This is a genomic window from Geobacter sp. AOG2 (genome assembly GCF_019972295.1).
Taxonomy (GTDB): Bacteria; Desulfobacterota; Desulfuromonadia; order Geobacterales; family Pseudopelobacteraceae; genus Oryzomonas.
Genome location: NZ_BLJA01000001.1, coordinates 3,499,563 through 3,522,290, shown reverse-complemented (window position 1 = coordinate 3,522,290; position 22,728 = coordinate 3,499,563). Strand labels below are relative to the sequence as shown.

Below are 22,728 nucleotides of genomic sequence, written 5' to 3'. Positions count from 1 at the left end.
AAAACAACGGTTCTTGATAGCGGTTTTACAACAATAGTTTTGTTTTTCTCTGTGGGCCTCTGTGCCTCCGCGACTCCGTGGCCTAACTGCCGTTTGCAGGCTCGATCAAGTCCGTTACCGCGGCAAAAAGGGCGTCCACGGAGATACTGTTGCGGCACTCCCCGTCCCGGTCACAGGAGGTTCGGTAACAGGGGGCGCACTCCATGTCGGCCTGAACGGCGCGGTGCCGTTTTCCCTGGGGGGCGTAAGTGGCGGCGCTGGTAGCCCGGTAAAAGGAGACCGTGGGCGTACCGACTGCTGCGGCCAGGTATACCGGCCCGGTGTCGCCGCCGACAACCAGGTCCATTCTCCTGAGCACCGGGATGAGTTCCCTGATGCGCAGCCAGGGGAGAAGCCGCACCGCAGCGCCCACCTCGCGGATGATCCGCTCCCCAATGGCCTTCTCGTCGGGGCTGCCCCAGTTTATCAGGATGGTCGCACCGGGGTACCGGGCCACAATCCGGCGCGCCAGCTCCGTCCATCCCTCGGGATGCCACAGCTTGCTGCTCCAGGTGGTCCCGACCTGAAAAAGAATGACCAACCCCTCCGGCAACTCTGCACGGTAGCGTTCCGCAGCCGCCTCATCCTCAGGGGAGGAGAAGATGGCACCCGCCAGTTCCATGCCTCGGTAATCCCGGTCGAACGGGACGCTGACCACGCGCAGATAGCGGTCGGTAACGTTGCGGTCGCAGTCCCGGAACGGGATGCGGCGTGTGGTGAAAAGGGCGTTCGCCTTTTCCTGCAACACCTCCCTGGTGAAGCCAATCCGTTCGCGGGCGCCGCTAAGCCAGGCGATAAGGCCACTCTTCAGGTTACCCTGAATGTCGAACACCAAGTCGTAGGGGCGCTCGCGCAACCCCTTCCGCAGCTCCTTCAGGTCGCTGCGGGTCTCCGCGGAAAAGGGGGCCTTGCGCCATTTCTTCGTCCTGACGGCGAAGATGCGCCGCAGGCCGGGGTTATGCTCCAGCACCGGAAGAAATTGTTCTTCGGCTACCCAATCAATTTCGATGCCGGGTGACACCTGATGCAGGTAATCTATGACCGGCAAGGCGTGGATGACATCACCGAGGGAAGATGTTTTTATGATCAGGACGTTCAATTATCGCCACCCATGCCGTGGAGGATGTCCGCGATCCTGCCTGCCGCAACGCCGTCGCCGTACGGGTTATGAGCCCGGCTCATCATGCGGTAGTCATGGTCATTGTTGAGGAGGCGAGCTGTCTCCGACACGATCCTCTCCCGGTCGGTGCCGACCAGCACGACCGTCCCGGCGGCCACCGCCTCCGGGCGTTCGGTGGTGTCCCTCATGACCAGCACCGGCTTGCCCAGGGAGGGTGCCTCTTCCTGCACGCCCCCGGAGTCGGTGATGATGAGGTGGGACCGATTCATGAGGTAGACGAACGGGAGGTAGTCCACCGGCTCGATGAGATGGATGTTGCCGAGTGCATGGGTGCCGAGCAGGCGTTTGACCGGTTCCTGGACATTGGGGTTGAGGTGGACCGGATAGAGGATCTCCACGTCGGTGAACGCGGTTGCAATATCCGCCAGTGCCCGGCAGATATTCTCAAATCCTTCACCGAAGTTCTCCCGACGATGGCCGGTCACCAGGATCAGGCGCTTGGCCGGGTCGAGGAAGTCGAAACGTTCGGCACAGGTGCCCCGGAGTCCGGGATCGGTGTCGATGCGCTCCACAACGGAAAGCAAGGCATCCACGACCGTGTTGCCGGTGACGTGGATCGCCCCATCCGCCACCCCTTCCCGCAGCAGGTTACGCCGGGCGGCCTCGGTGGGGGCAAAATGCACATCGGCCAGGACTCCGCTTACCCGGCGATTGATCTCCTCCGGGAAAGGGGCGAATTTGTTGTGGGTACGCAGGCCGGCCTCCACGTGGCCGACCGGGATGCGACAGTAATAGGCCGCCAGGGCCGCCGCCATGGTTGTAGTGGTATCGCCATGCACCAGCACCATGTCGGGACGCTCGGCAGCCAGGACAGATTTCAACCCCTGCAGCACGTTACCGGTGATGTCGAACAGGTCCTGCCCCGGCCGCATGATGTCCAGATCATAATCGGGACGGATGTCGAACAGATTAAGCACCTGGTCGAGCATCCCGCGGTGCTGGGCGGTGACGCAGACCAGACTTTGAAACCGGCCGGGATGGCGTTCCAGTTCCTTAACCACCGGCGCCATCTTGATCGCCTCGGGGCGGGTGCCGAATATGGAGAGGATTTTTTTCATGGTTGCTACCGCCTCATCCTCGTGTCAGTTTGTCGCGCAGGGTGGCTGCAAGGACACTGATCTCAAGCTGTTCCCTCCCCTTCAGTAAAGCCTGCCGCTGGAGCATATACTCATTAACGGGGGGATTGTCAAGAATCCCCCTGACGACCCGTTTGATATCCTCGTAACTGTCGCAGAGATATCCGATATTGCCCATCTTTTCAAAATACGAGACAAAAAAGGGATTCCTGAGCGCAATAAGCGGTTTGAGGTACGAAAAGGCATCGAACAGCGCCCCGCTTGCGGTAAGAGTGTAGGCATCCGCGCCGTGGAGAAATACCGCGTAGTCAATCTGCCGGGCGTGGAAGGCAAAATCGTCCGCCGAAAGGGGGGCATCCGGCGACGGGACCGTTACCGCCGTCCCGAGCAACTTGCGCAGTTTCTTGTCAATGACCGGACCTACGCAGATAAAGCGCGACTTCCAAGAGCGAGATGATGCCGCCACCTCATTTGCCAGCCGCAGGAAGGCATCGGACCCCTTAGCCTTGCGGATAACCCCCAGAGAACCGAAAGTAACGGTCCGATTCGCGAACGGTTCATGTCCGTAGGGTTGGACGAACCGGTACGGAAGGTCGATACTCGCCACATGGGGTGCCATGGTTGGAAAACGCGCTACAAGTTCGCGCTCGATGGAATCCCCCATCAGGATATAGGTCAGTTGCGGAGAATTTTGCTGCAAAAACCACGTGCGGAAGGTGTTCCGGTTCTTCCAGGGGAACAGAGAGGGGCGTTTCAGAATCGACGCCAGGACCCCGTGCAGCACCGCCGCGCACCTGATCCGCGGGAATCGTGGGATCAACAGCTTGATGGCGCGCAGCGTTTCGTCGCTGATGCAGGTGAACAGCACCAATGAGGCCCCCCGCTGCTCCGCGGTCTCAAAGAGGGTGGCGACCACCGAGAATTCGTGCTTGAAACGCTCGGGACCCGACGATTTGCGCGCGGGCAGGGACAACGATTCAAAGGCGATTCCCGCCCTGGTACCGATGATGGGGTCTGATGCGACACAGCCGATGTGTCCCTGATCTGCCAGGAACAGAATCTCCTGGTCAGGAAAGGCCTCGGCAAAGACCGACAGCATCGCTGCATTGACAAGCGCATGTTCAAAACCATGACAGACCGGTTCGCATGCAATGATCATGGCGTCCCTTTCAACTTCCTGTATCCATCGATTTCGCGGAGAAATGTGGCTGCGGTCTTCTCCCAGGAGAATTTTACAGCTTGCCGCCGTCCCTTCTCCCTCAGGGAACAGCGGAGAGCTTCATCATCCTGAACAACCACCAGCGCCTCACCAAACCCCCTGCTGTCGCACGGATCGACATACAGGGCAGCATCTCCACATACTTCCGGTATAGAGGTGCAGGCGGTGGTGATCACCGGACAGCCGACGTGCATCGCCTCCAATGGCGGCAGGCCAAAACCTTCGAAACGTGATGGATAAACCAGGGCCAGGGCATTACGGAGCAAAATGGCCAATTCAGGATCAGGAACATATCCCAGTTCTCGAACAGCCCCGGTTTGTGTCCCCTCATCAATCAGTAATTTCAGCTCATCGGAAAAATAATGGGCCTTTCCGGCCAGCAGCAGCCTGCACCTGAGTTTCTGCAGGCGGTGCAACTCCAGGAAGACTTTAAGCAGTTCTACAATTCCCTTGCGACGATCATACCCGCCAAGGTAAAGAAAATACGGGGGCTCGGAAGCGCTCTTCGTCTCTAACGCATCACCTGTGGAATCAAGGGTCGGGCCGAAATAGTTCACAACCGGCTCACTGTTCAACGTAAACTGGGCCATGAGCTGCCGCTTCGAATACGCCGAATCGGTAAAGAGTATCTGGGATCGTGCGATATCCTGCTGCTTATCGCGGCGATAGCGCAGCTCATCCTGGTCATTCTTAAAGCTACCCGGCATCTCCAGGGGAAGGATGTCGTGTATGGTTGTGGCGATGGTGCAGCCGTGCAAACCTTCCGGTACGCAGCCGTTCCAGGGGAAGTGCACCACCGTCGCCCCCTGGCGCGCCACCTGCCGGGGAAGGGTGGATAACCGCCAGCGGCTGGAGGAAAAGAACCTTCCGCAGCGCATCATGCATATCCCCGGCGGGGCAATGCCCGCCAATGGCTTGCGGTGCAGGCCTGTTATGGTCGCCTCCGGCCTCTGGGCAAGACATTCCCGATAGAGCATCAGGGATGTCTTGGCAATGCCGGTGAAGGGCAATTCCAGCACCGTGGCATCAAAAAGGATTTTCATGTCTCATATTCCCGTGGTCATTCGTCCGGTCGGACCTTGTGGGCCACGACGAAGTAGTTGCGCGGCAACAGACGGCCCCATCGCTCGAACCCGGTGGCGCAAAACAGTTTCTTGCTCAGATTGAAAAGCTTCCTGCTTACGAAACCACGAATCCCTTTTGTCAGAATCTTGCCCGTCGACTCTTCAACCTGCATCCTTGTGCCAAAAAACCACGTATGGGCAATGAAGTAGTGCGGCTGGGTCGGCAGGAATACAAGCGGTTGAAGCCCTGCTTCCCGGAGCAGTCGCCGGAGCCCCGCCTCATCGAATTCGCGCACATGACCGTAGGGATCATTCTTCATATAGTTGGGATTGATCCGCTTCAGCCACTGCTCGGAACCCTTAGTCGGCACGGTGACGACCATACGCCCCCTTGGGGCCAGATGGTCCACCAAACCGGTGAGGATTGCCTCTGCATTGGAGAGGTGTTCAAATACCTCCTGGCATAGGATCAGGTCGTACTGGCCGGAAAGCGCTCCAAGAGCGGCCGGCTCCAGCGAAAAAAGTAGCCCCTCCGCCGTCAGCCCTTCCTTGCGGCATTCCTCCGCCTGCCAGGCGATAACATCTGGGTTGCAGTCTATGTACGTCACCGAGCCGGCGCCGGTGACGTGGGCGGCAATGCGGCCGAAGGCGTTGTAACCGGGCCCGACATCCAGCAAGCGGCTGGCACGAAAACCGGCGAGGTGCTGCCGCAACAATGAATCAATCACGAATGATTCCTGCTTTCTCGAACCAGCGCGGAGACACCTGCTGTCGGTTCGGATTGTTGAACGATACCGTCCCCGATACTGATTAGTCTGTCGACCGCCCACTCGACCTCAAAACCGCCGCCGGCCGCCGGTTCCAAACAATTGGCGGACCAGCGGTCGGCCAGAGTGGTGATCGCCCCCTTGACGTCTTCGGAGTCGTCGGCCTTGACGGCTGTATGCCCGAGTTGCGACATCATCCGGCAAAGCTCGGGATTCTTGTGAACCAGCGCTAGAATCGGACGGCCGGTAAAAAAGTACTCGTACGTTTTCGACGGAATGGTCTCGGCCGAGAACTCTTCCGTATTCTGGATCAGGAGCAAAACATCACACCGTTTCATGGCGACAAGCGAGTCGGATCGGGAAATCCGCCCATGGTAGCGGACAACACCCTGGACCGGAAACGCTTCGATCAGCCGCAACGACAAGCGGTCGCACGTCCCAAAGACATCCAGCCTAACAATATTCCCAAGGTATGGGCGTTCCGCAAGCACCTCCCCGAGCGCTTCAAGGAACACCTTGAGATTGCGGGAACCGCCGAGGGAGCCGAAGTGGGCGAAGCGGCAGAAATCCCCCTTTTCATAAGCGACCTGCGGCATGGCGGCCGGGTTCGAGCCGGGATAAACGCACCACCCCCGCTTGCCGAGGCCGGTTCTTTCGTCCGCCCGTTTCCGCGCTTCGTCGGTCAGGAAGATGACGGCATCGGCCCGAGTGCAGACAAAGCGCTCCAACCAGGAAAATATCTTGAAAGCCCGCTTGCTGCGCAGCCAGTCTCCATGCACCAGCGGGTCCTGAAACTCGGCAATCCAGGGTATGCCGTGGCGACGGGCGATGACGGCCGCTGCGAGATGAGCGCTGGCCGGCCCGCCGGTAGAATAGATCACGTGGGGCCGATGCCGGTAGCAAAGTCGGCTACCGCTCCATATCGCCAGGGGAAACCACGACCACTGGCTATCCAGGTCGATGAGCAACTTCTCCAGCAGATAAAACGGCAGGAGCAGCAGGTTCAGCGTTCCCAAAACAGGTTTCAGCCACCGCATTCTCCGCTGTAGATGACGCAACTCAAAACGGATGCCCGATGGGCCGAGCGACGGCACCCGCACCGTGGTCGTATCCAGCAGAGGCTTGCCGCATATGCCGGTTAAAAGAAGCGGCCTGATTCCCTGTTTGCGAAGCAGGGGGAGACGATCATCAATATGTTGCGAGCAAGCCATTCCGTCAATACCGGCAAAGTAGGACAGCACGAGCCACTGTTTTGCCAAGGCATCACTCACCGGCCTTCTCCCTGGCTCGGGCCGAGCAACTCCGCTACCGAGGCCAGAACCTCATCGGTCCCGATCTCGAGCAGACACGGGCTTTCCCCCCCCTGATCGTCGCATCCGGACCGGCCACACGGGATACAGGGTCTGTCACCCTGGATGACAATGATGTTGCCGGTGCGCTGTTTCCCCCGGGGCAACGGGCATTGCTGCGCTAGGGGGCCGCTATTGTTCCAGGGTGACCACACATCGGCAATCGTCGGGCCATACAGCGCCACCATGGGGATACCGGTTGAGGCGGCCAGGTGGCTGATCGCCGTGTCGAGCCCGACATACAAAAACGCCCGGGAAATCAGATATGTCATCTGGTTCAGGGTCAACTCGCCGCAAACCAGGGCAGGCGGGGTGCGGCAGAGGGCGGCGGCTTGCTCCAGCGCGCTCTTCTCGGCCGGGTCGGGAGAGGATGTCCATAAAGGCTGCATGTAGTAACGTTCGGCAATGGCATCGCTCACCATGGCAAACTTCTCGAAGTCCCAGTACTTGTACCGCCAGCGGGCAAAGGGGTGGATGACGAAGTAGGGCTGAACGACCTGTTGATGTCTCAATAAGGCGCCGACCTTTTCTTCGTCATGCTTATCCCAGAAAACCTTTGCTTCCAGCTTGTCAACACTCAAACCAAACTTTTCCGCTACGACCTGACAAACGCGGGCTACGTGGATCGGATAGGGATAGTCGATCGGGTGGGTAAACAGCATCTTTTTCCAGATATCCTGCCAGAACCGGTCCCCCAAATACAAGCCGGCGCGCCAGCGCCTCCCTGCCAGAAGGACGGCGATGTTCCCCCGGTCAGAGGCATTCATATTGACCGCCATGTCGTAGCGGCGAAATATATCTATCAGATAGCTGTTCTTTTTGCGGCCGGCGGAGGTCCCCCTGCTGTCGGAATAAAGGACCCTTCGCACCCGCGGGTCCTTCTCCAGAAATTCACCCGTACCTCGATTGACTAGAAAATCTATGGCCACCCCCGGATAGGCCTCCTTAAATAGGCCGATGAGGGGGGTTGTCAGGATCACATCGCCAATCAGGCGGATATTAACGATAAGTATCGATTCAGGTAAGGACTTCATGCAACCTTTCATAGTGCCGTATGCATTGGTGCGGCCTCATCGTAGTGCACCACGTATTCATCGACGATCAGAAGAATGGAGAGGATTCCACCAGCGGAGATCCCAGCAAAACAACATTTTTGACAAAGATGAAACCGGAGGCCCTCATCACCAACCTCCATATGGGGACAACAACCTCAATGAACTCATTTCTTTGCCATTTCCCGCAGCTTGGCGTATTTGGTAAACGTCAGGAGAGCGGTGGTCAGCGAAATCTCCAGTCCTTCAACACCGTTAAGCAATCCCAGCCGCAACACGTACGTCTTGAAAAAAGCGAACAGGGGCCTGACCGTCAGGTCGAACAGAGTGCACCGCCTCCCCTGCTCGAACATCTGGCGGGCGGAAAGGTCGCTGTAGTAATTGAGCTTGGTCAGAAGCGGCCCGATCCCGCTGAAGGAATAGTGGAGCAGATGTCCCCGGCAGTGGGCAACCGGACCGTCCGCAACGACCCGTTCATGCACCAGGCTGTCGGAAAAACGCGCACTGCGGCGGTTGAACAATCTGACGGTGCGGTCGGGATACCAGCCGCAATGCTTGATCTCCCTGGTGCCGAGAAACGTCCGGCGCGGCACGGAATATGCCTGAGTGGCGTTATCCGAGGCCAGGATCCCCTGTATCTCCGCAGACAGTTCCGGCGTTACCCGTTCGTCGCAATCGATGTTGAGAATCCAGTCGTTGGTCGCCAGATCGACGGCCGCCTGTTTCTGCGGGCCAAAGCCGCGCCAGGCGACGTCGAACACCTTGTCCGTGTAACGCCGGGCGACCTCACGGGTGGCATCGCTGCTGCCCGAATCCACCACCACGATCTCGTCGGCCCACGACACGCTTTGCAGACAGTCATCCAGACGTTCAGCCTCATTCCTGGCGATGACGACGACCGACAACGGGCAGGGAGTATGCACACCATTCTCCGCCATGGTCAGATCCCCAGTTCGTGAAACAGATGTTCAGCGCTATTGTGCATCTGCAACTCCCGCCCCGCCTTCAGGGCATTGTCCCGATACCTGTCGTAATCCGCCATCACCTGCGTCACCGCCTGGTACACGCGCTCGGGCTCTGTCGTATCGATCGCCAGCCCCGCGTCGTACCTGGTTACAATCCGCGCCATCCACGTATCCGTCAGGGTGATGACGGGGCTGCCTCCCGTCAGGGCATCCAGGGTAACCCCGCTGATACGGTCGCGGAAGTCCTGTTGGGAGTACAATTGAAGACAGATCGCTCCCGCGAACAGGCCCTGATAGTCGGCTTGAGTGAGGGTTTCGGCAACGCGTCTGACATGGGGATAACCGCACCCTTCAAGCCGCCCGATGGCCTGCCGGGTGGCGTCGTCATACTTGTCGTAATGCTCCGCCGAGGTTTGCAGGGTGACGGGGAGGGAATCCCCTCTGGCGTGCAGCAGTTCCACAAGATCCACGACCGCCGGAAAGCCCTTGTCCTGGCGGGCTGCGCCGGCAAACAACAGGTGGCTGAACCCCTGGGCCGCCGTAGCGCAGGCGGCGGCCTCGCACGGCGTTATGGGATAGGGCGCAAGCCGGGTCCGGTTGAAACCGACCGAACGGAGTTCTTCGCAAACGGAGGCGGTGGGCGCCAGAATGACGATTTCCGGCTGGCGGCGTGCCAGTTTTTCCAGCTGGGCGCGTTTGCCCGGGGAAGGCCTGAACCAGTGGATATAGACATAGACCCTGCCGGGTGCGATCTGGCCTGAGGCCGCAAGGTCGAGCAGCACAAGATCCGTCCTGCCGGCCGTGGGGACAAAGATGCGTTCATGCCCCTTCAACAGCTTACGGTAGAGCCACAACGCCTGCAACCGACGTATCTTGCGCAGGAAAAACCGGTTGACCCGGACCGTTGCGGGAAAGGTCACCTCTGCCGAGCGGCCGCACCATACGGTCAAAGGCGCGTCCCCGGCGGCATTGATCAGGCTCGACACAAAACTGAAGCAGTGTCCGGCCTCGCCGGTCAGCGTCGGCTCAATGATATGGAGGCGGTCAGCCATGACGCTTTTCCACCAAGGCCAACGCCGCCGCAACCACATCGTCCGCCGTAACCGCCGTCATGCAGCGATGGTCGGTCGGGCACTCCCGCAATTTGCAGGGGGCGCACGCCACGCCCTTGCGGACGATGGTCGCCTTGACGGTATAGGGTGCGGTGCCGGTGTGGTCGGTCGGCCCGAAAATAGCCGCCAGGGGCACCCCAAAGGCGGCGGCGATGTGCATGGGGCCGGAATCGTTGGTCACCATGAAATTGCAGCGTTTGATAAGCGCCATCAGTTCGCGCACGGTGGTCTTGCCCGCAATGTTAAGACAACCACCTTCCAGACGCTGCTCGATGTCGGCGGCAATGCCCGCCTCTCCGAGGCTGCCGAAAATCACGATCCGCGCCCGCCACGCTGAGGCAATCCGGCCGGCAACCTCGGCAAACCGGTCCGGATACCATCTTTTGGCCGACCCGTAGGTTGCACCGGGGTTGATCCCGATCACGTTGTCCTTTGCCTGTATGCCCTGCCCTGCCAGCAGGGCCTCTACGGCACGGTCTTCCTCCGGCGTGGTGCACAGGCGGGGCAGCACATCCTTGCCCATAATGCCGAAATGGCGCACCAGGTTGCGATAATACTGGACCTCATGGCGGAGCGGCGACGTTTCACCTTCCGAATAGCGGCCGGTCAGGAGCAAGCTGCGGCCGTCGCTGCCCTTGCCGAGTCTGACCGGTATGCCCGCCAGCCAGGGCACCAGGGCCGAATCGAAGGAGTTCGGCAGAATGATCGCCATGTCAAACGAGCACTTTCGCAATTCGGCAGCCAGCCGAAGCCTTCCCCGAACCCCTTGATGCGCTCCCTTGCGGTCGAAGACCATCACCTTATCCACCCACTCGTGGGGCGAAAAGACCTCCGCCACCAGGGGATTGGCCAGCACGGTGATCTCGGCCTGAGGGTAGAATTCGCGCACCGCGCCGATGGCCGGCGTCGTCATGACCGCATCGCCGATCCAGTTGACCGCGCGGATCAGGATGCGACGGACCTTGTTGTGTTCCGGGAGTTTCACTGGCTATCCTTGCCGTGATCGAGGTGCGTCACTGCTTCGGCTTCGTCCGTCAGCAGGACCGGGATACCGTCACGGATCGGAAATTTCAGGCCGCAGGGACGGCACAACAGGTACCTGCCCCCGTCAAACGGCGAGAGTTCCCCCTTGCAGACGGGACAGGCGAGTATGGATTGTAACTGTTCGGGCAACATCGTGTATCTATCCTGTAATAAATTTGTTTATTTTGACACAGGAGCGGTTATTTTTGAAGCAAATTACTCAGCAGGTCCGTCAAGGGGGTGGGATCGTCAATGACGAGTTTAAGCCGGGCAAGCATGACCCTGTCGGCAAACTCCGGCGCCAGACGGCGCAGTTTCACCCCATCCTTTTCCGTCGTTATGGCGCTGTCGGCGCCGCAGGCCCGGAAGGTCGTCGCCAGCCCGGCCAGTTGGGCCGGGGTATAAGCGGCATGGTCGGGGAGCGGGATGGTGCGGACCACATCCAGTCCCAGAGTGCGCAGTTCCCCGAAAAACGGTTCAGGCTCCCCGATCCCGGCAAAGGCCAGAACCTTCCTGCCCCGCAGATTGTCGAAGAAGACCGGCGGCCCGCCCGCCAGGGGCACGGCGTCGCCCAGGCGATGGCGGGCGGAGCAGACCGGTTTTCCCGCCAGGGGTGCAGGAGGGTAGCCTTGGGGACACCGGGTGTACATGACCAGGTCGGCCCGTCCCGCGGCTCTCTTCGGCTCCCGCAGCAGCCCGGCCGGCAGCGTCCAGCCATTGCCGAAGGGGCGTGCGCAATCCAGCAACAGGATGTCCAGATCGCGCCGGAGGCGCAGATGCTGGAAGCCGTCATCCAGCAGGAAGATATCGGGCGACAACTGTTCCATGGCCAGCATGCCGGCCCTATGGCGATCGGTACCCATCACCACCATCAGGCCGGGCACCGTGGAGGCCAGCAGGTACGGTTCGTCGCCGCACTGCCCGGCATCCAGACGGATCGTGCAGCCATCGGAGACAATGGCGGTCTGTCCCTCCATGGCGCCGCCGTATCCACGCGACAGGACTGCCACCTTCATGCCCCGGTCGATGAGAAAGCGGGCGATGAAGGCTGTAACAGGCGTTTTCCCGGTGCCGCCCACGGTGATGTTGCCCACCGAGATCACCGGCCGGGGCAAACGTTTGGCCGTCAGGATCTGCTTTTGGTACAGAATGCTGCGGATACTTTGGATGCAGGCATAGACGAGGGCAAGAGGAGAACAGACGAGGACGGGCAGGCGCCCTGAAAGCCCTTGTCGTGACCCGGTGGCGACGCTGCGCCAGTATGTGGGGAAAGAGCCGATAATATGTCCACCCTGACAAACGAAAGCTCCGGGCCGCCGGGAACGAAACCGGCGGCCCGGACCATGACCATCAGGCTACCTAGTTATAGATCCGCCGGATCGTATAGTTCAAGGAATCCGCCACAAAGAGACTGGTGCCGTCCGTGGTGATGCCGGCGGGGCAATAGAAATAAACACCCTGGGTGGTCGTGATGCCGCCCGGGTCGGGAAGATTGTCGCTACTGTCCCTGACATTAACATGACCCGACACACCGGCTATCGTCGTAACGACATAGTTACCGGAAGCCAGCTCTATCTGGCGAACGGTCTGCCCCACCACCGGGTTGCCCGAGACCACCCGTCCCCAATCGGTTACATACAGATAGGTCCCGTCCGTGGTGATGCCTTCGGGGCCGCTGAAGGTCGCGCTGACCCCAGCATCATCATGATAGCCGGAGGTACCGACGATGCCTGCTATCTTCGTAACTACTCCCGTGGCGATCACGACTTTGCGGATGGCGTAATTATTCACATCCGTCACATACAGGTTCGTCCCGTCCGTGGTGATGCGGTTCGGAAAATTGAAACGGGCGGCGGTACCCGTGCCGTTATCCGAGCCGGCCGTGCCGGGGGAACCGGCAAGGGTCGTAACCTCGCCGGTGGAAATGACGACCTTGCGGATCGCATGGTTGTCCGTGACGTACAGGTTCGTCCCGTCCGTGGTGATGCCAAGGGGGTAGGCGAAACGCGCCGTGCCGGTCGTCGTCGTGGTGTTTCCCGTGCCGTCCACCGAACCGGAAGCGCCGGTTCCAGCCAGCGACATCATGGTCCAACTGCCCGTCGGAACTTGATTGGCGTCAACATCGGGTGTTATCTTGCGGATCACGTAGTTGCTGGTATCCGCCACATACAGGTTGGTCCCGTCCGTTGTGATATCGGTGGGGCCGTTCAGTGTGAGGGCCACCCCGCCGCTGGTTTTCAGCGTCTTGACCTGCATGACCCCGTTCGAATCGGGCTTAAGCATGCGGATATAATTATTGCTGTAATCCAGCGCGAAAAAGGTCGATCCGTCCGTAGTGGTAATGCCGACCGGCCTGCCGAATTTTGCAGGCGGCCCATTCGCGGTGCTATAGTCGCTGAATCCGGATGTGCCGGTGACGCCCGTAACCGTCGAGACATTGGCAAATGTCGTGGCAAGCGCGGTTTTTTGGATCGCCCCCCCCATTAAGCCGTTTTGCACAACCGCAGACGCTATGTAGGTACTCGCTTTTGTCTGATCAAAATAGACCCTGCAATTCTTTTGAGTCTTTTGTTCGTAGACCAGCCAGTAATCCAAACTCGACTTGTCGGCGCCAAGGGTTGCAGTAGCGGGCTCGACCTGAACACGAGTGAATGTGTAAACGGGGTTGCCGGAGGTATCGTTAAACGAGAGGGTTCCATCCGTCGAAGATACTGACCACGTCCCCTGTTTGGTAGCAAGGTCCGGAGGGTTGCTGAGGCTACTGTACCAATCATGGCTTGTGGCGCCCGAATAGGTCTGGAAAGCCGTATAGGACTGACTTTTGAGCGGCACAACGTAAAACGTCTGCCCGGAGACCTCCGTAGCGGTGATCGCCTTGGTAGTGCTGGCGACAACGCTTGTGGACGCACCTCCGCCGCCGCACCCGGAAATGAACAGCGACAGCACCAGCGCCGCCATCAACAACATAGTTTTCTGCATGGAATCCACCTCATCGGATTGGTAGCGGTACTATTCAGCCGGTTATTATACGTCATCCGGCTTTTTTATTAACCTAAAAACAGCACTTGTTCATCCAAAAAATGCAAAGGCCACAAAGAAATCATAATCTTGGCCCATGGGCAACGGTTGTTTCAAGGGGCAACCATCTTCCGGCCGCAAACTTCACGCATACCCGGCTATGACCGCCATGTGCCGCTCGGTGGCCCCCCCGTTGTCCCGCACCATGGCCAGCCCGTTTGCCCCAATCTCCCGGCGGCGCCGTGTATCTTCGAGCAAGGTGCGGCAAGCCGTGGCCAGGCCTGCGGCATCATCCACCTGGACCCCGGCCCGGTATTTCAGCACCAGTGCGGCAATCTCCCTGAAATTGGTCATGTGGGGGCCGAAGACGAACGGGATACCCAGGGAAGCCGGTTCCAGCAGGTTATGGCCGCCGGTCGCCACCAGGCTGCCCCCCACGAAGGCCAAGTCCGACAGGGCGTAGATGTCCATCAGTTCGCCCACCGTGTCCACCAACAGTACCGACCCGCCGGAAAACAAAGGGAGCCCGTCCGCCGCCAGGGCCGTGCGCCGCAGGAACGGCAGGCCGGCCTTGTCCAGAAGGCCCGCGACCTGAACGGTCCGTTCGGGATGGCGCGGCACCAGGACCAGCATGAGTGGGTCGTGGGTCGCCAGGAGTTCCCGAAAGGCGTTCAGGACCGGTTCCTCTTCGCCGGGATGAGTGCTGGCGGCCGTGACGACGGTCATCCCCTCGGGAATGGCGTAGCGCGCCCTCAGGGTTGCCCGTTCATCCGGCGACACCTGGCGGCAGGGGATGTCATACTTGAGGTTGCCCGTTGTCAGCACCCGCTCCGCCGGCGCTCCGATGGCAACGATCCGCTCCCGGTCGGTGGCGGTCTGCATGCATAACGCGGAACAGAACTCCAGGGCGTGGCGGAAGAACCAGGCAAACTTCAGGTAGCGGCCATAGGAGCGGTCCGAGATGCGGCCGTTGGCCAGAATGACCGGTATGCCGCGTCTGGCCGCCTCCCGGTTGAAATTGGGCCAGATCTCGGTTTCCATGATGACGACCAGCGCCGGCTTAATGGCGTCCAGGGTGCGGCGCACGGCCGGGAGGAAATCAAAAGGGAAATAGATGCACAGGTCTTTTTCGGGAAAGCCGGATGTGACCCCGCGTCCGGTCTCTGTGGTGTTGGAGACCACGATGGCATGGCCGGGGTACTGCCGGCGCAATGCCTTGAGTAGCGGCCGGGCGGCAACGGATTCGCCCACCGACACGGCATGAAGCCAGATCACCGGACGGTCGGCGATCAGGGCGAGTTCCTGCGGGGAAATATGGCCGAAGCGTTCGCCCAGGGCTGCCGGACGGCCGCGGCTGATAGAACGGTACAGATGGTAGAGGAGCGCCGGTACCAGCAGAACAAGGGAGAGTATATTGTAGGCCGTGTAGAACATGGCGGGGCTCAAGCCCCGCACTCGGGAATCTTCTCCCGGTCGAGGCCCATCAGGTAGTAGAGTACCACCGCAGTGAGGTGAACCACCCCCCAGGCCCACAGGATATCGCTGACAAAGTGCCCCCCCTGGGCGACACGGGCCACCCCCATCGCGACGCCGTAGAGCATGCCGAGCGTGAATACCCGCCGGGCGATCCGTGGTGAACGGCGGCGCAGCACGAAGAACGGCATGGCCAGGTAAAAGGCCGATGCGCCGTGCCCCGATGGAAACGACTTCCCATTGTTCGCGGCCCCCTCTACCCACGGGTTCTGGAAGGTTCTTTCCCCCCCGAACAGGGTAATGTCCCGTGGACGCGGACGCCCCCAATGGTCCTTGAGTACCGTGTTGACCAGCAGGCCGGGCCCCAGCATCAACAGGAGCACCAGGAAGGCGGCTCCTTTTCTGAAAGGCGCCAGCCGGGGTTTGGCGAAGCCGGCCGCGAACAGCACCAGGGCGGCCCCTCCCAGAATATAGGCGGGGTAAAAGCCGTAGAGGTACAGAAAGTGCCACGGCTGGGCGTCTCCCACAGGCCAGGCGCCGTTGATGTGGAAAAACGCCGAAACCTTCAAATCCGTCCCGGTAAGCGCGATCAAGGCGCTTGCCGCAGCCAGCGCAGCAATCGGCACTCCGAAATCGACAAGCTTGCTGTTCAACATGACGGCTCCCCGGCCCGCTTCCAGCGTCGATGCACCCAGTACCACTCCGACGGGTGCGCGACGGCAAAGTTCTCCACATAGCGCGACAAGGCCTGGACGTCACGCTGGACGCCTTGTTCGGACGTGTCGCTGCCCAGTTCGTATTCCGGGTACAGGGTGATGACGTTCCTGCACCCTTCGCGGTGAATGAAAATCGGTATCAGGGCCGCTCCGGTCTTCCGGCCGATGATGACCGGCGCCTTGCTGGCCCACGCTTTTCTGCCCAGGACGTCGATCAGCGCCCCATCTTCGGGGAAGACGGCCTGATCCGCCAATATGCCGATAATACCGCCCTTTTTCAGGACGCCGAGCATCTGCCGCAGGCCGCCATCTTTGTAAATGACCGTGTTGCGGTAATGCAGCCGCATTTTTTCCACCATGACGTTCAGGTAGGGATTGTTCTGCCGGCGTGCCACGACCGAAACGGGCTCGTCATACGCTCGGGCGAAGGCCAGAGCCATCAATTCCCAGTTGCCGCAATGACCGGTGACGAAGATGATCCCTTTGTGGCGTGTCCGGGCGTGCTCAAAGTTTTCCCGGCCCCTGATCTCGACGTTGCCGATGATGGCGTCACCCCCGCCGTGATACAACCGGCTGACCTCAAGCAACGAAATCCCCAGGTGCCGGAACAGTTCCCGGGCAATTGCCTCGGGGGCGTCCAGGGGGCACGTCCAGTCGGGGTGCTTTGTCATGAACGGAAGCGCCCGGCGAATGTTATCGACGGCGATGCCGCGCCGTTTGCGCAGAAACAGGGCCATGAGGCCGCCGATCGCTTTTCCGGCCGGAGGAATGAGACTCCCCGGGATAGCTGCCGCAGCCAGGGTAAAAAGATAGAACAGGGCTGTCTGGACTGACCAGAAAAGGCGTTTCATGGCTCGTTAACGGGGGCACCGGCGTTACGGTCGCTGAATTGCAGCGAGTGAAGCCTGCTGTAGAGACTGCTGTTCTTCAGCAGGTCGTCATGGGAGCCTCGTTCCACGATACGACCATTTTCAAGAACGATGATGGTGTCGGCATGCAACACGGTGGAGAGGCGGTGGGCGATGACAAAAGTGGTACGGTTGATCATCAGGTTGTCCAGGGCCTTTTGCACCATCTGTTCGCTTTCCGTGTCCAGGGCGCTGGTGGCCTCGTCCAGTATCAGGATCGGCGCATTCTTGAGAAGCGCCCTGGCGATGCAGATGCGCTGGCGCTGTCCCCCGGACAGGCGCAGCCCCCGGTCTCCGATGTTGGTGTCGTACCCGTCGGGCAACTGCTGGATGAAATCATGGGCAAAGGCGGCCTTGGCAGCCTCCACCACCTCTTCCAGGGTGGCGCCCGGTTTCCCGTAACGGATGTTGTTGGCGATGCTCTCGTTGAACAGGGTGGTTTCCTGATCGACCAGCGCGATTTGGGATACCAGGGATGATATGGTTACATCGCGGATGTCGCGGCCGTCGATAAAGACGGCACCTTCGCTTACGTCGTAGAAACGGGAGATCAGGGAGACCAGGGTGGACTTCCCGCCTCCCGACGGCCCCACGAGGGCGACCATACGGTTGCTTTCGGCGGTCAGGGAAACATCCTGAAGGACCGGCTCACCGCCGTAACTGAAGGAGACATGGCGAAACTCGACCTGCCCGGACGAACGGCCGATGTCCACCGCTCCGGGACGATCGACGATGGCCCGTCGCTCGTCCAAGAGATCGAATACGCGCTCCGCGGCGCCGGCCGAGCGCTGAACCACATTGTACGATCCCTGCAGTTTTTTGATCGGCGTGAACATCATGACCATGGCGGCGATGAACGAAAAGAATTCCGAGGCGGTCATGCGGCCCGACATGACCTGGTTGCCGCCGAAGTAGATCACGCCGGCCACCCCCAGAGAGATAATGGCCTCGGAGACCGGCATGGCCAGGGACTCGTACTTTATGTAGCGACGGATCTGGCGGAAGAACTCCAGGTTGGTCGCGTGGAAGCGGGCGATGGTGCGATCTTCCAGGCCAAACGCCTTGATGACCTTGACGCCGGAGAAGGTCTCCTGGAGGATGGACGTCAGGCCACCCATGACATTGAGGCTGCGTCCGGAGGCGTTCTTGATCTTTTTGCCGATCAACTGGGCAGGGTAGGCCGTGGCCGGAATTACCACGAACGAGATGACGGCCAGTTCCCAGTTACGGTAAAAGACCACCCCCAGCAGCGAAACGGCCGAGATCATATCGCGGAACAGTCCGGTGACCACCTGGCCAATCCCCTCCTGCATCTGGGCGATGTCGTTGGTCATGCGCGACATCAGCTCGCCGGTAGCTTGACGGTTGTAAAATGCCATATCCTGGCGCATCGTGGCGGCGTAGAGGGAATTGCGGATGTCCTGGATCGCCTTCTGGCCGGCCAGCTTGATGGTGGTATCGTAGGTAAAGCGGGCCAACCCCCTGACGACGAACAGAACGATGATCCCCACGGGAACGAGCAGGAAGATGCCGGTATCCTTGCCGGCGAAGATTTTCTTCAGAACCGGCTCGACCAGATAGGCGAAGGCACCGTCCATGCCCCCCACGATTGCCGAGCAGAGCGCTGAGATTACCAAAAGCCTCCAATAGGGCCTGAAAAAACCGAGCGTGCGAAACAGTGTTGATTTCATTGATTGTCCATTGTTGCCAGTATCAGTCGTGCCACATTCGCGGAGGCGCCGCCACCGCCTAACCTCTCCCGTACGGCCGCCAATTCTTCCCTGATTGTCCCCGCGTACCCCGCATCCGTCAGGATCAAACCTATCTCGTCCGCGATCCTGGCGGGATTGGCCTCTTCCTGAATGAGTTCCCTGACGACGGTTTTCCCGGCGACGATATTGCAAAGTCCGATATTGTCCACCTTCACCAGGCGTTTTGCCAGTTGGTAGGTGAGGGGCGAGAGCTTGTAGATGATGACCATGGGCGTACCGACCAGGGCAATTTCCAGGGTGACGGTGCCCGAAACGGAGATGACGGCATCGCTGGCCCGGATCAGGTTGTGAATCCGTTCGCGGGTGATGACGACCTCAAGCCCTGCCGCCGCAAGTTGCGGGGTTATGTCCTCATCGCGCAACGTGGATGCCAGGGGCAGCACGAACTGGACGTCGGGGAAACGCTTTTTCAGCAGGACGGCGGCGTCGATGATCACCGGCAGGAGGCGTTCGATCTCGTTCCTGCGACTGCCGGGGAAGAGCCCGACGATCCTGCGGCCGGGGTCCAGCCCGAAGCCGGTGGCCGCCTCGTCCCGCCCGGCGGCAACCTTGACCAGGTCGATCATGGGATGCCCCACAAACGACACCGGCACGCCGGCACGCTCGTAAAAAGGCGCTTCAAAGGGGAGGATCACCGCCATGTGATCCACCAGCCGGGCGATCTTTCTGACCCGCCCCTGGCGCCAGGCCCAGATCTGGGGGCTGATGTAGTACAGCACCCTTACCCCGGCCTTGCGGGCCGCCTTGGCCAGGCGCAGGTTGAATCCGGGGTAGTCGATCAGGATCAGCAAGTCCGGGCGGTCGGAAGTCAGGATGCGTTTGAGTTTGAGGAAGGCTCCCGAGATGACGTCGAAATGCTTGAGCACCTCCACAAGGCCTACCACGGCCATATCGGCCGAATCCACCAGGGTTTCGACCCCCGCCTCGCGCATGCGCGCGCCGCCGATGCCGAAGAAACGCAGCGACGGGTCCAGCTTGAGCGCTTCCCGGGCCAGATCGGCACCGTAGATGTCGCCGGAGGCTTCGCCCGCCACGATCATAATGTTCCGTCGCGTCGTCGATGGAGTCATGTCGGACATCAGGCACACATCCCTTCAACAACAGGGGGGACACATACACATAAATTATCCAACCAGTACCTCTTTGACGGTTTCCGCCACCAGGCGCACCGACGCATCGGGCATTTCGGGATAGACGGGGAGCGACATGCAACGACTGGCCACGGCCTCGGCCACCGGCAGGCTGACACCTGCGCAGGCTTGGGCAAAAACGTCCTGCTTGTGGAGCGGGATGGGGTAGTAGACGGCAGAGGCGATCTGCTGTTCGGAGAGTTTGGCCATGACGGCATCGCGCCGGTCGGTCAGGATCGTGTACTGGTGATAGACATGCACCCCTTTGCCGTCCTCGTGGGGAACGGTCGCCACGTCTGCCAGCAGGGAGGAGTAGAGCTGCGCCACGCGGCGGCGGCCGGCGTTGAATTCGTCGATCCGCTTGAGCTTCACCCGCAGGATGGCGGCCTGGATGTCGTCAAGACGGCTGTTGAAGCCGATCATACTGTGGTGGTAGCGTACCCGGCTGCCGTGGTTGCGCAGCACCTTGACCTGTTCGGCCAACTCGGCCGTGGCGCAGGTGACCATGCCGCCGTCGCCGTAGCATCCCAGATTCTTGCTGGGGAAAAAGCTGAAACAGCCCAGAAGGCCGATGGTGCCGGTCATGCGGCCATCGATCGCGGCGCCGAAGGACTGGGCGCAATCCTCGATGAGGAGCAGGTCATGCTTCCCGCAGATGGCCGCGAATGCAGCCATGTCCGCCGGCTGGCCGAAGAGGTGCACCGGTATGATCGCCTTGGTACGCGGTGTGATGGCTTTTTCGACCATGGCCGGGTCGAGGTTGAAGGTTTGGGGATCGATATCCACGAATACCGGCGTGGCGCCGGCATAGCAGATGGCCTCGGCCGTGGCGATAAAGGTGAACGGAGACGTGATGACCTCATCCCCCGGACCGATGCCGGCCGCCAGAATGGCCAGGTGCAGGGCGTCGGTGCCCGATGCGCAGGTAACGGCATGGGGAGAGCCGAGGTAGGCCGCGGCCTCCTGCTCCAGGGCGGTCACATTGGGCCCCAGGATGAACTGGCTGCTCTCCAGGGCGGCGAGAACTGCCGTATCGATCTCCGCTTTCAGGGTGTGATATTGGGTTTTGAGGTCTACCATCGGTATCATGGGTGTGTCCTTTTCAGGCTTACGTTGATTTTGAGCGCCGTCTCCAGCGCCATCTTCCCTTCCCTGCCGCTCACCTGCGGCTGCTTCCCTTCTCTTATGGCCTCGATGAACGATTCTATCTCGTTTTTGAGCGCATCGGCCTGCCCCAGTTCCCGCTCGTCGACCTTTACGTTGGGGACCCCGGGAAACAGCTCGCCGCTCCCTTTCTGGGCCACCAGCAGCTTGCGGTTCTGGAAGTCCAGGGTTATGTAGGCATCCCGCTGGAATATGCGCATTTTGCGTTCGCTCTTCAGGCTGATGCGGCTGGCGGTCACGTTGGCCACACAGCCGTTCTCAAAAACGATCCGGGCGTTGGCGATATCCTCCTCGCCGGTGAACACCGGCGCGCCGACGGCATCGATGCGCTCCACCGGAGAGCCCACGATGTGCTGGATGATGTCGATATCGTGGATCATCAGGTCCAGGACCACGTTCACATCCGTACCGCGCGGTTTGAAGGGAGCGATGCGTACCGACTCGATGAAGAGTGGCTCGCGGAGGATGTCCCCCAACGCCACCAGGACCGGATTGAAGCGTTCCAGGTGGCCGACCTGAAAGACCAGCTTGCGCTCTTCGGCAAGGGAGATCAGTTCGTCGGCCTCAGCCGTGGTGACCGTGATCGGCTTCTCTATCAGCACGTGGACGCCGGCTGCCAGGAAATCGCGGGCAACAGTGTGGTGGAACTGGGTCGGGACGACCACGCTGACCGCATCCACCTTGCCGATCAGGTCCCGGTGATCGCTGTAGGCGGTTGTCCCCAAGGCCGCTGCAATCTCGGCGGCTCGCTTCGGGTCGTTGTCCACGACACCCACCAACTCCACATCGGGGATGGCGGCGTACTTCTGGGCATGGAAGTTACCCAGGTAGCCAACGCCTATGACGGCCGTCCTGAGGGCGGTCATCCGCGACAAACCCCGCGTTCGGAGCGTTCGATGAAAGCCAGCAGATAGTCCACCTCAGGGCACCCCTTGATCTCCCCCTTGAGACGGGCAACAGCGTCGTCAAGCTTCAGACCTGCCATGAAAAGCGTCTTGTAGGCCTTTTTCAGGTTATTGATCGCCTCGTCCGTGAACCCTCTCCGCTTGAGGCCGATCAGGTTCAGCCCCCGCAGTTTGGCGTCACGCTTGCCCGAGGTGGCAATCATGTACGGCGGGATATCCAGGCCGATCAGGGTGCCTCCGCCGATCATGGCGTGGGCGCCGACCGTGGCGAATTGATGTACCGCCACCAGACCGCCCAGAATGACATGGTCCTCGATCGTAACATGCCCGGCCAGGGTCGCCACGTTGGCCATGACCACGTTGCTGCCGATGCGGCAGTCGTGGGCCACGTGGGAATAAGCCATGAAGAGGTTGTTGCTGCCTACTACGGTCTCGCCATGGCCCGAAACCGTGCCGCGGTGGATCGTGGCAAATTCACGGACCATGTTGTTGTCGCCGATGCGGGTCCAGGTTTCTTCACCCCGGTATTTCAGATCCTGGGGCGGGGCGCCGACCGAGGCCTGGTGGAAGATCTGGTTATTCTCGCCGATCTCCGTCCAGTCGCCGATCACGGTATGGGCACCGATCTTGGTGCCCTTGCCGATGATGGCATGTTTCCCGATGATCGCATAGGGGCCTACTTCGACGTCGGACGCCAGTTGTGCGCTCGGCTCTATTATCGCGCTTGGGTGTATCATAGGAACTCTCCCCGCTGATTTTCTAAGAGGTTGTTCAAAAACAGCCATCTCGCCGCCAT

The 22,728-nt window shown here is 60.4% G+C and carries 21 protein-coding genes; all 21 read right to left on the bottom strand.

Annotated elements, in window-relative coordinates; translation table 11 throughout:
• Positions 1–82: 82 nt before the first annotated feature.
• Positions 83–1,138: a lipopolysaccharide heptosyltransferase I gene (gene waaC / locus LDN12_RS16045; RefSeq protein WP_223923661.1), complete on the bottom strand. Its 1,056-nt coding sequence runs from the start codon at positions 1,136–1,138 to the stop codon at positions 83–85.
• A complete protein-coding gene (gene wecB / locus LDN12_RS16040; RefSeq protein WP_223923660.1) occupies positions 1,135–2,277 on the bottom strand; it encodes a non-hydrolyzing UDP-N-acetylglucosamine 2-epimerase in 1,143 nt (380 codons plus the stop codon). The genes waaC and wecB overlap by 4 nt, the downstream gene beginning before the upstream one ends.
• Positions 2,278–2,290: 13 nt before the next feature.
• Positions 2,291–3,454 carry a glycosyltransferase family 1 protein gene (locus LDN12_RS16035; protein ID WP_223923659.1) on the bottom strand — a complete coding sequence of 388 codons (1,164 nt, stop codon included), beginning with the start codon at positions 3,452–3,454 and terminating at the stop codon, positions 2,291–2,293.
• Complete coding sequence (locus tag LDN12_RS16030; RefSeq protein ID WP_223923658.1) at positions 3,451–4,557, bottom strand: glycosyltransferase family 1 protein; 1,107 nt, start codon at positions 4,555–4,557, stop codon at positions 3,451–3,453. Before LDN12_RS16030 ends, LDN12_RS16035 begins: the two co-directional genes overlap by 4 nt.
• Positions 4,558–4,574: 17 nt before the next feature.
• Entirely contained in the window at positions 4,575–5,306 is a 732-nt protein-coding gene (locus LDN12_RS16025; protein ID WP_223923657.1) for a bifunctional 2-polyprenyl-6-hydroxyphenol methylase/3-demethylubiquinol 3-O-methyltransferase UbiG, read from the bottom strand.
• Entirely contained in the window at positions 5,303–6,616 is a 1,314-nt protein-coding gene (locus LDN12_RS16020; protein ID WP_223923656.1) for a glycosyltransferase family 4 protein, read from the bottom strand. The genes LDN12_RS16025 and LDN12_RS16020 overlap by 4 nt, the downstream gene beginning before the upstream one ends.
• Entirely contained in the window at positions 6,613–7,728 is a 1,116-nt protein-coding gene (gene rfaQ, locus LDN12_RS16015) for a putative lipopolysaccharide heptosyltransferase III (RefSeq protein WP_223923655.1), read from the bottom strand. The genes LDN12_RS16020 and rfaQ overlap by 4 nt, the downstream gene beginning before the upstream one ends.
• A 185-nt stretch (positions 7,729–7,913) precedes the next feature.
• The gene (locus LDN12_RS16010) at positions 7,914–8,684 is read right to left on the bottom strand and encodes a glycosyltransferase family 2 protein (protein WP_223923654.1); all 771 of its coding nucleotides are present in this window, start codon (positions 8,682–8,684) and stop codon (positions 7,914–7,916) included.
• Between the two features lie 2 nt (positions 8,685–8,686).
• Complete coding sequence (locus LDN12_RS16005) at positions 8,687–9,763, bottom strand: hypothetical protein (protein WP_223923653.1); 1,077 nt, start codon at positions 9,761–9,763, stop codon at positions 8,687–8,689.
• Positions 9,756–10,808, bottom strand: coding sequence for a lipopolysaccharide heptosyltransferase II (waaF, locus tag LDN12_RS16000; protein WP_223923652.1), 1,053 nt, complete (start codon positions 10,806–10,808; stop codon positions 9,756–9,758). Before waaF ends, LDN12_RS16005 begins: the two co-directional genes overlap by 8 nt.
• Positions 10,805–10,999 (bottom strand): Trm112 family protein, encoded by a 195-nt coding sequence (locus LDN12_RS15995; RefSeq protein ID WP_223923651.1) that lies wholly within the window; start codon positions 10,997–10,999, stop codon positions 10,805–10,807. Before LDN12_RS15995 ends, waaF begins: the two co-directional genes overlap by 4 nt.
• Before the next feature lie 47 nt (positions 11,000–11,046).
• A complete protein-coding gene (lpxK, locus tag LDN12_RS15990) occupies positions 11,047–12,126 on the bottom strand; it encodes a tetraacyldisaccharide 4'-kinase (RefSeq protein WP_374045092.1) in 1,080 nt (359 codons plus the stop codon).
• A gap of 79 nt (positions 12,127–12,205) precedes the next feature.
• Positions 12,206–13,825 (bottom strand): hypothetical protein, encoded by a 1,620-nt coding sequence (locus LDN12_RS15985; protein WP_223923650.1) that lies wholly within the window; start codon positions 13,823–13,825, stop codon positions 12,206–12,208.
• Positions 13,826–14,008: 183 nt separating this feature from the next.
• Entirely contained in the window at positions 14,009–15,319 is a 1,311-nt protein-coding gene (locus tag LDN12_RS15980) for a 3-deoxy-D-manno-octulosonic acid transferase (RefSeq protein WP_308464322.1), read from the bottom strand.
• Positions 15,307–15,993 (bottom strand): methane monooxygenase/ammonia monooxygenase subunit C, encoded by a 687-nt coding sequence (locus LDN12_RS15975; protein ID WP_223923649.1) that lies wholly within the window; start codon positions 15,991–15,993, stop codon positions 15,307–15,309. The genes LDN12_RS15980 and LDN12_RS15975 overlap by 13 nt, the downstream gene beginning before the upstream one ends.
• Positions 15,987–16,904 (bottom strand): lysophospholipid acyltransferase family protein, encoded by a 918-nt coding sequence (locus LDN12_RS15970; protein ID WP_223923648.1) that lies wholly within the window; start codon positions 16,902–16,904, stop codon positions 15,987–15,989. Before LDN12_RS15970 ends, LDN12_RS15975 begins: the two co-directional genes overlap by 7 nt.
• On the bottom strand, positions 16,901–18,652 hold the full coding sequence (locus LDN12_RS15965; RefSeq protein ID WP_223923647.1) for an ABC transporter ATP-binding protein: 1,752 nt from the start codon (positions 18,650–18,652) through the stop codon (positions 16,901–16,903). The genes LDN12_RS15970 and LDN12_RS15965 overlap by 4 nt, the downstream gene beginning before the upstream one ends.
• Positions 18,649–19,803: a lipid-A-disaccharide synthase gene (gene lpxB / locus LDN12_RS15960; RefSeq protein ID WP_223924090.1), complete on the bottom strand. Its 1,155-nt coding sequence runs from the start codon at positions 19,801–19,803 to the stop codon at positions 18,649–18,651. The genes LDN12_RS15965 and lpxB overlap by 4 nt, the downstream gene beginning before the upstream one ends.
• Positions 19,804–19,857: 54 nt before the next feature.
• A complete protein-coding gene (locus LDN12_RS15955) occupies positions 19,858–20,952 on the bottom strand; it encodes a DegT/DnrJ/EryC1/StrS aminotransferase family protein (RefSeq protein WP_223923646.1) in 1,095 nt (364 codons plus the stop codon).
• A complete protein-coding gene (locus LDN12_RS15950; protein ID WP_223923645.1) occupies positions 20,949–21,893 on the bottom strand; it encodes a Gfo/Idh/MocA family protein in 945 nt (314 codons plus the stop codon). Before LDN12_RS15950 ends, LDN12_RS15955 begins: the two co-directional genes overlap by 4 nt.
• A complete protein-coding gene (gene lpxA / locus LDN12_RS15945) occupies positions 21,890–22,669 on the bottom strand; it encodes an acyl-ACP--UDP-N-acetylglucosamine O-acyltransferase (RefSeq protein ID WP_223923644.1) in 780 nt (259 codons plus the stop codon). Before lpxA ends, LDN12_RS15950 begins: the two co-directional genes overlap by 4 nt.
• Between the last annotated feature and the right edge of the window lie 59 nt (positions 22,670–22,728).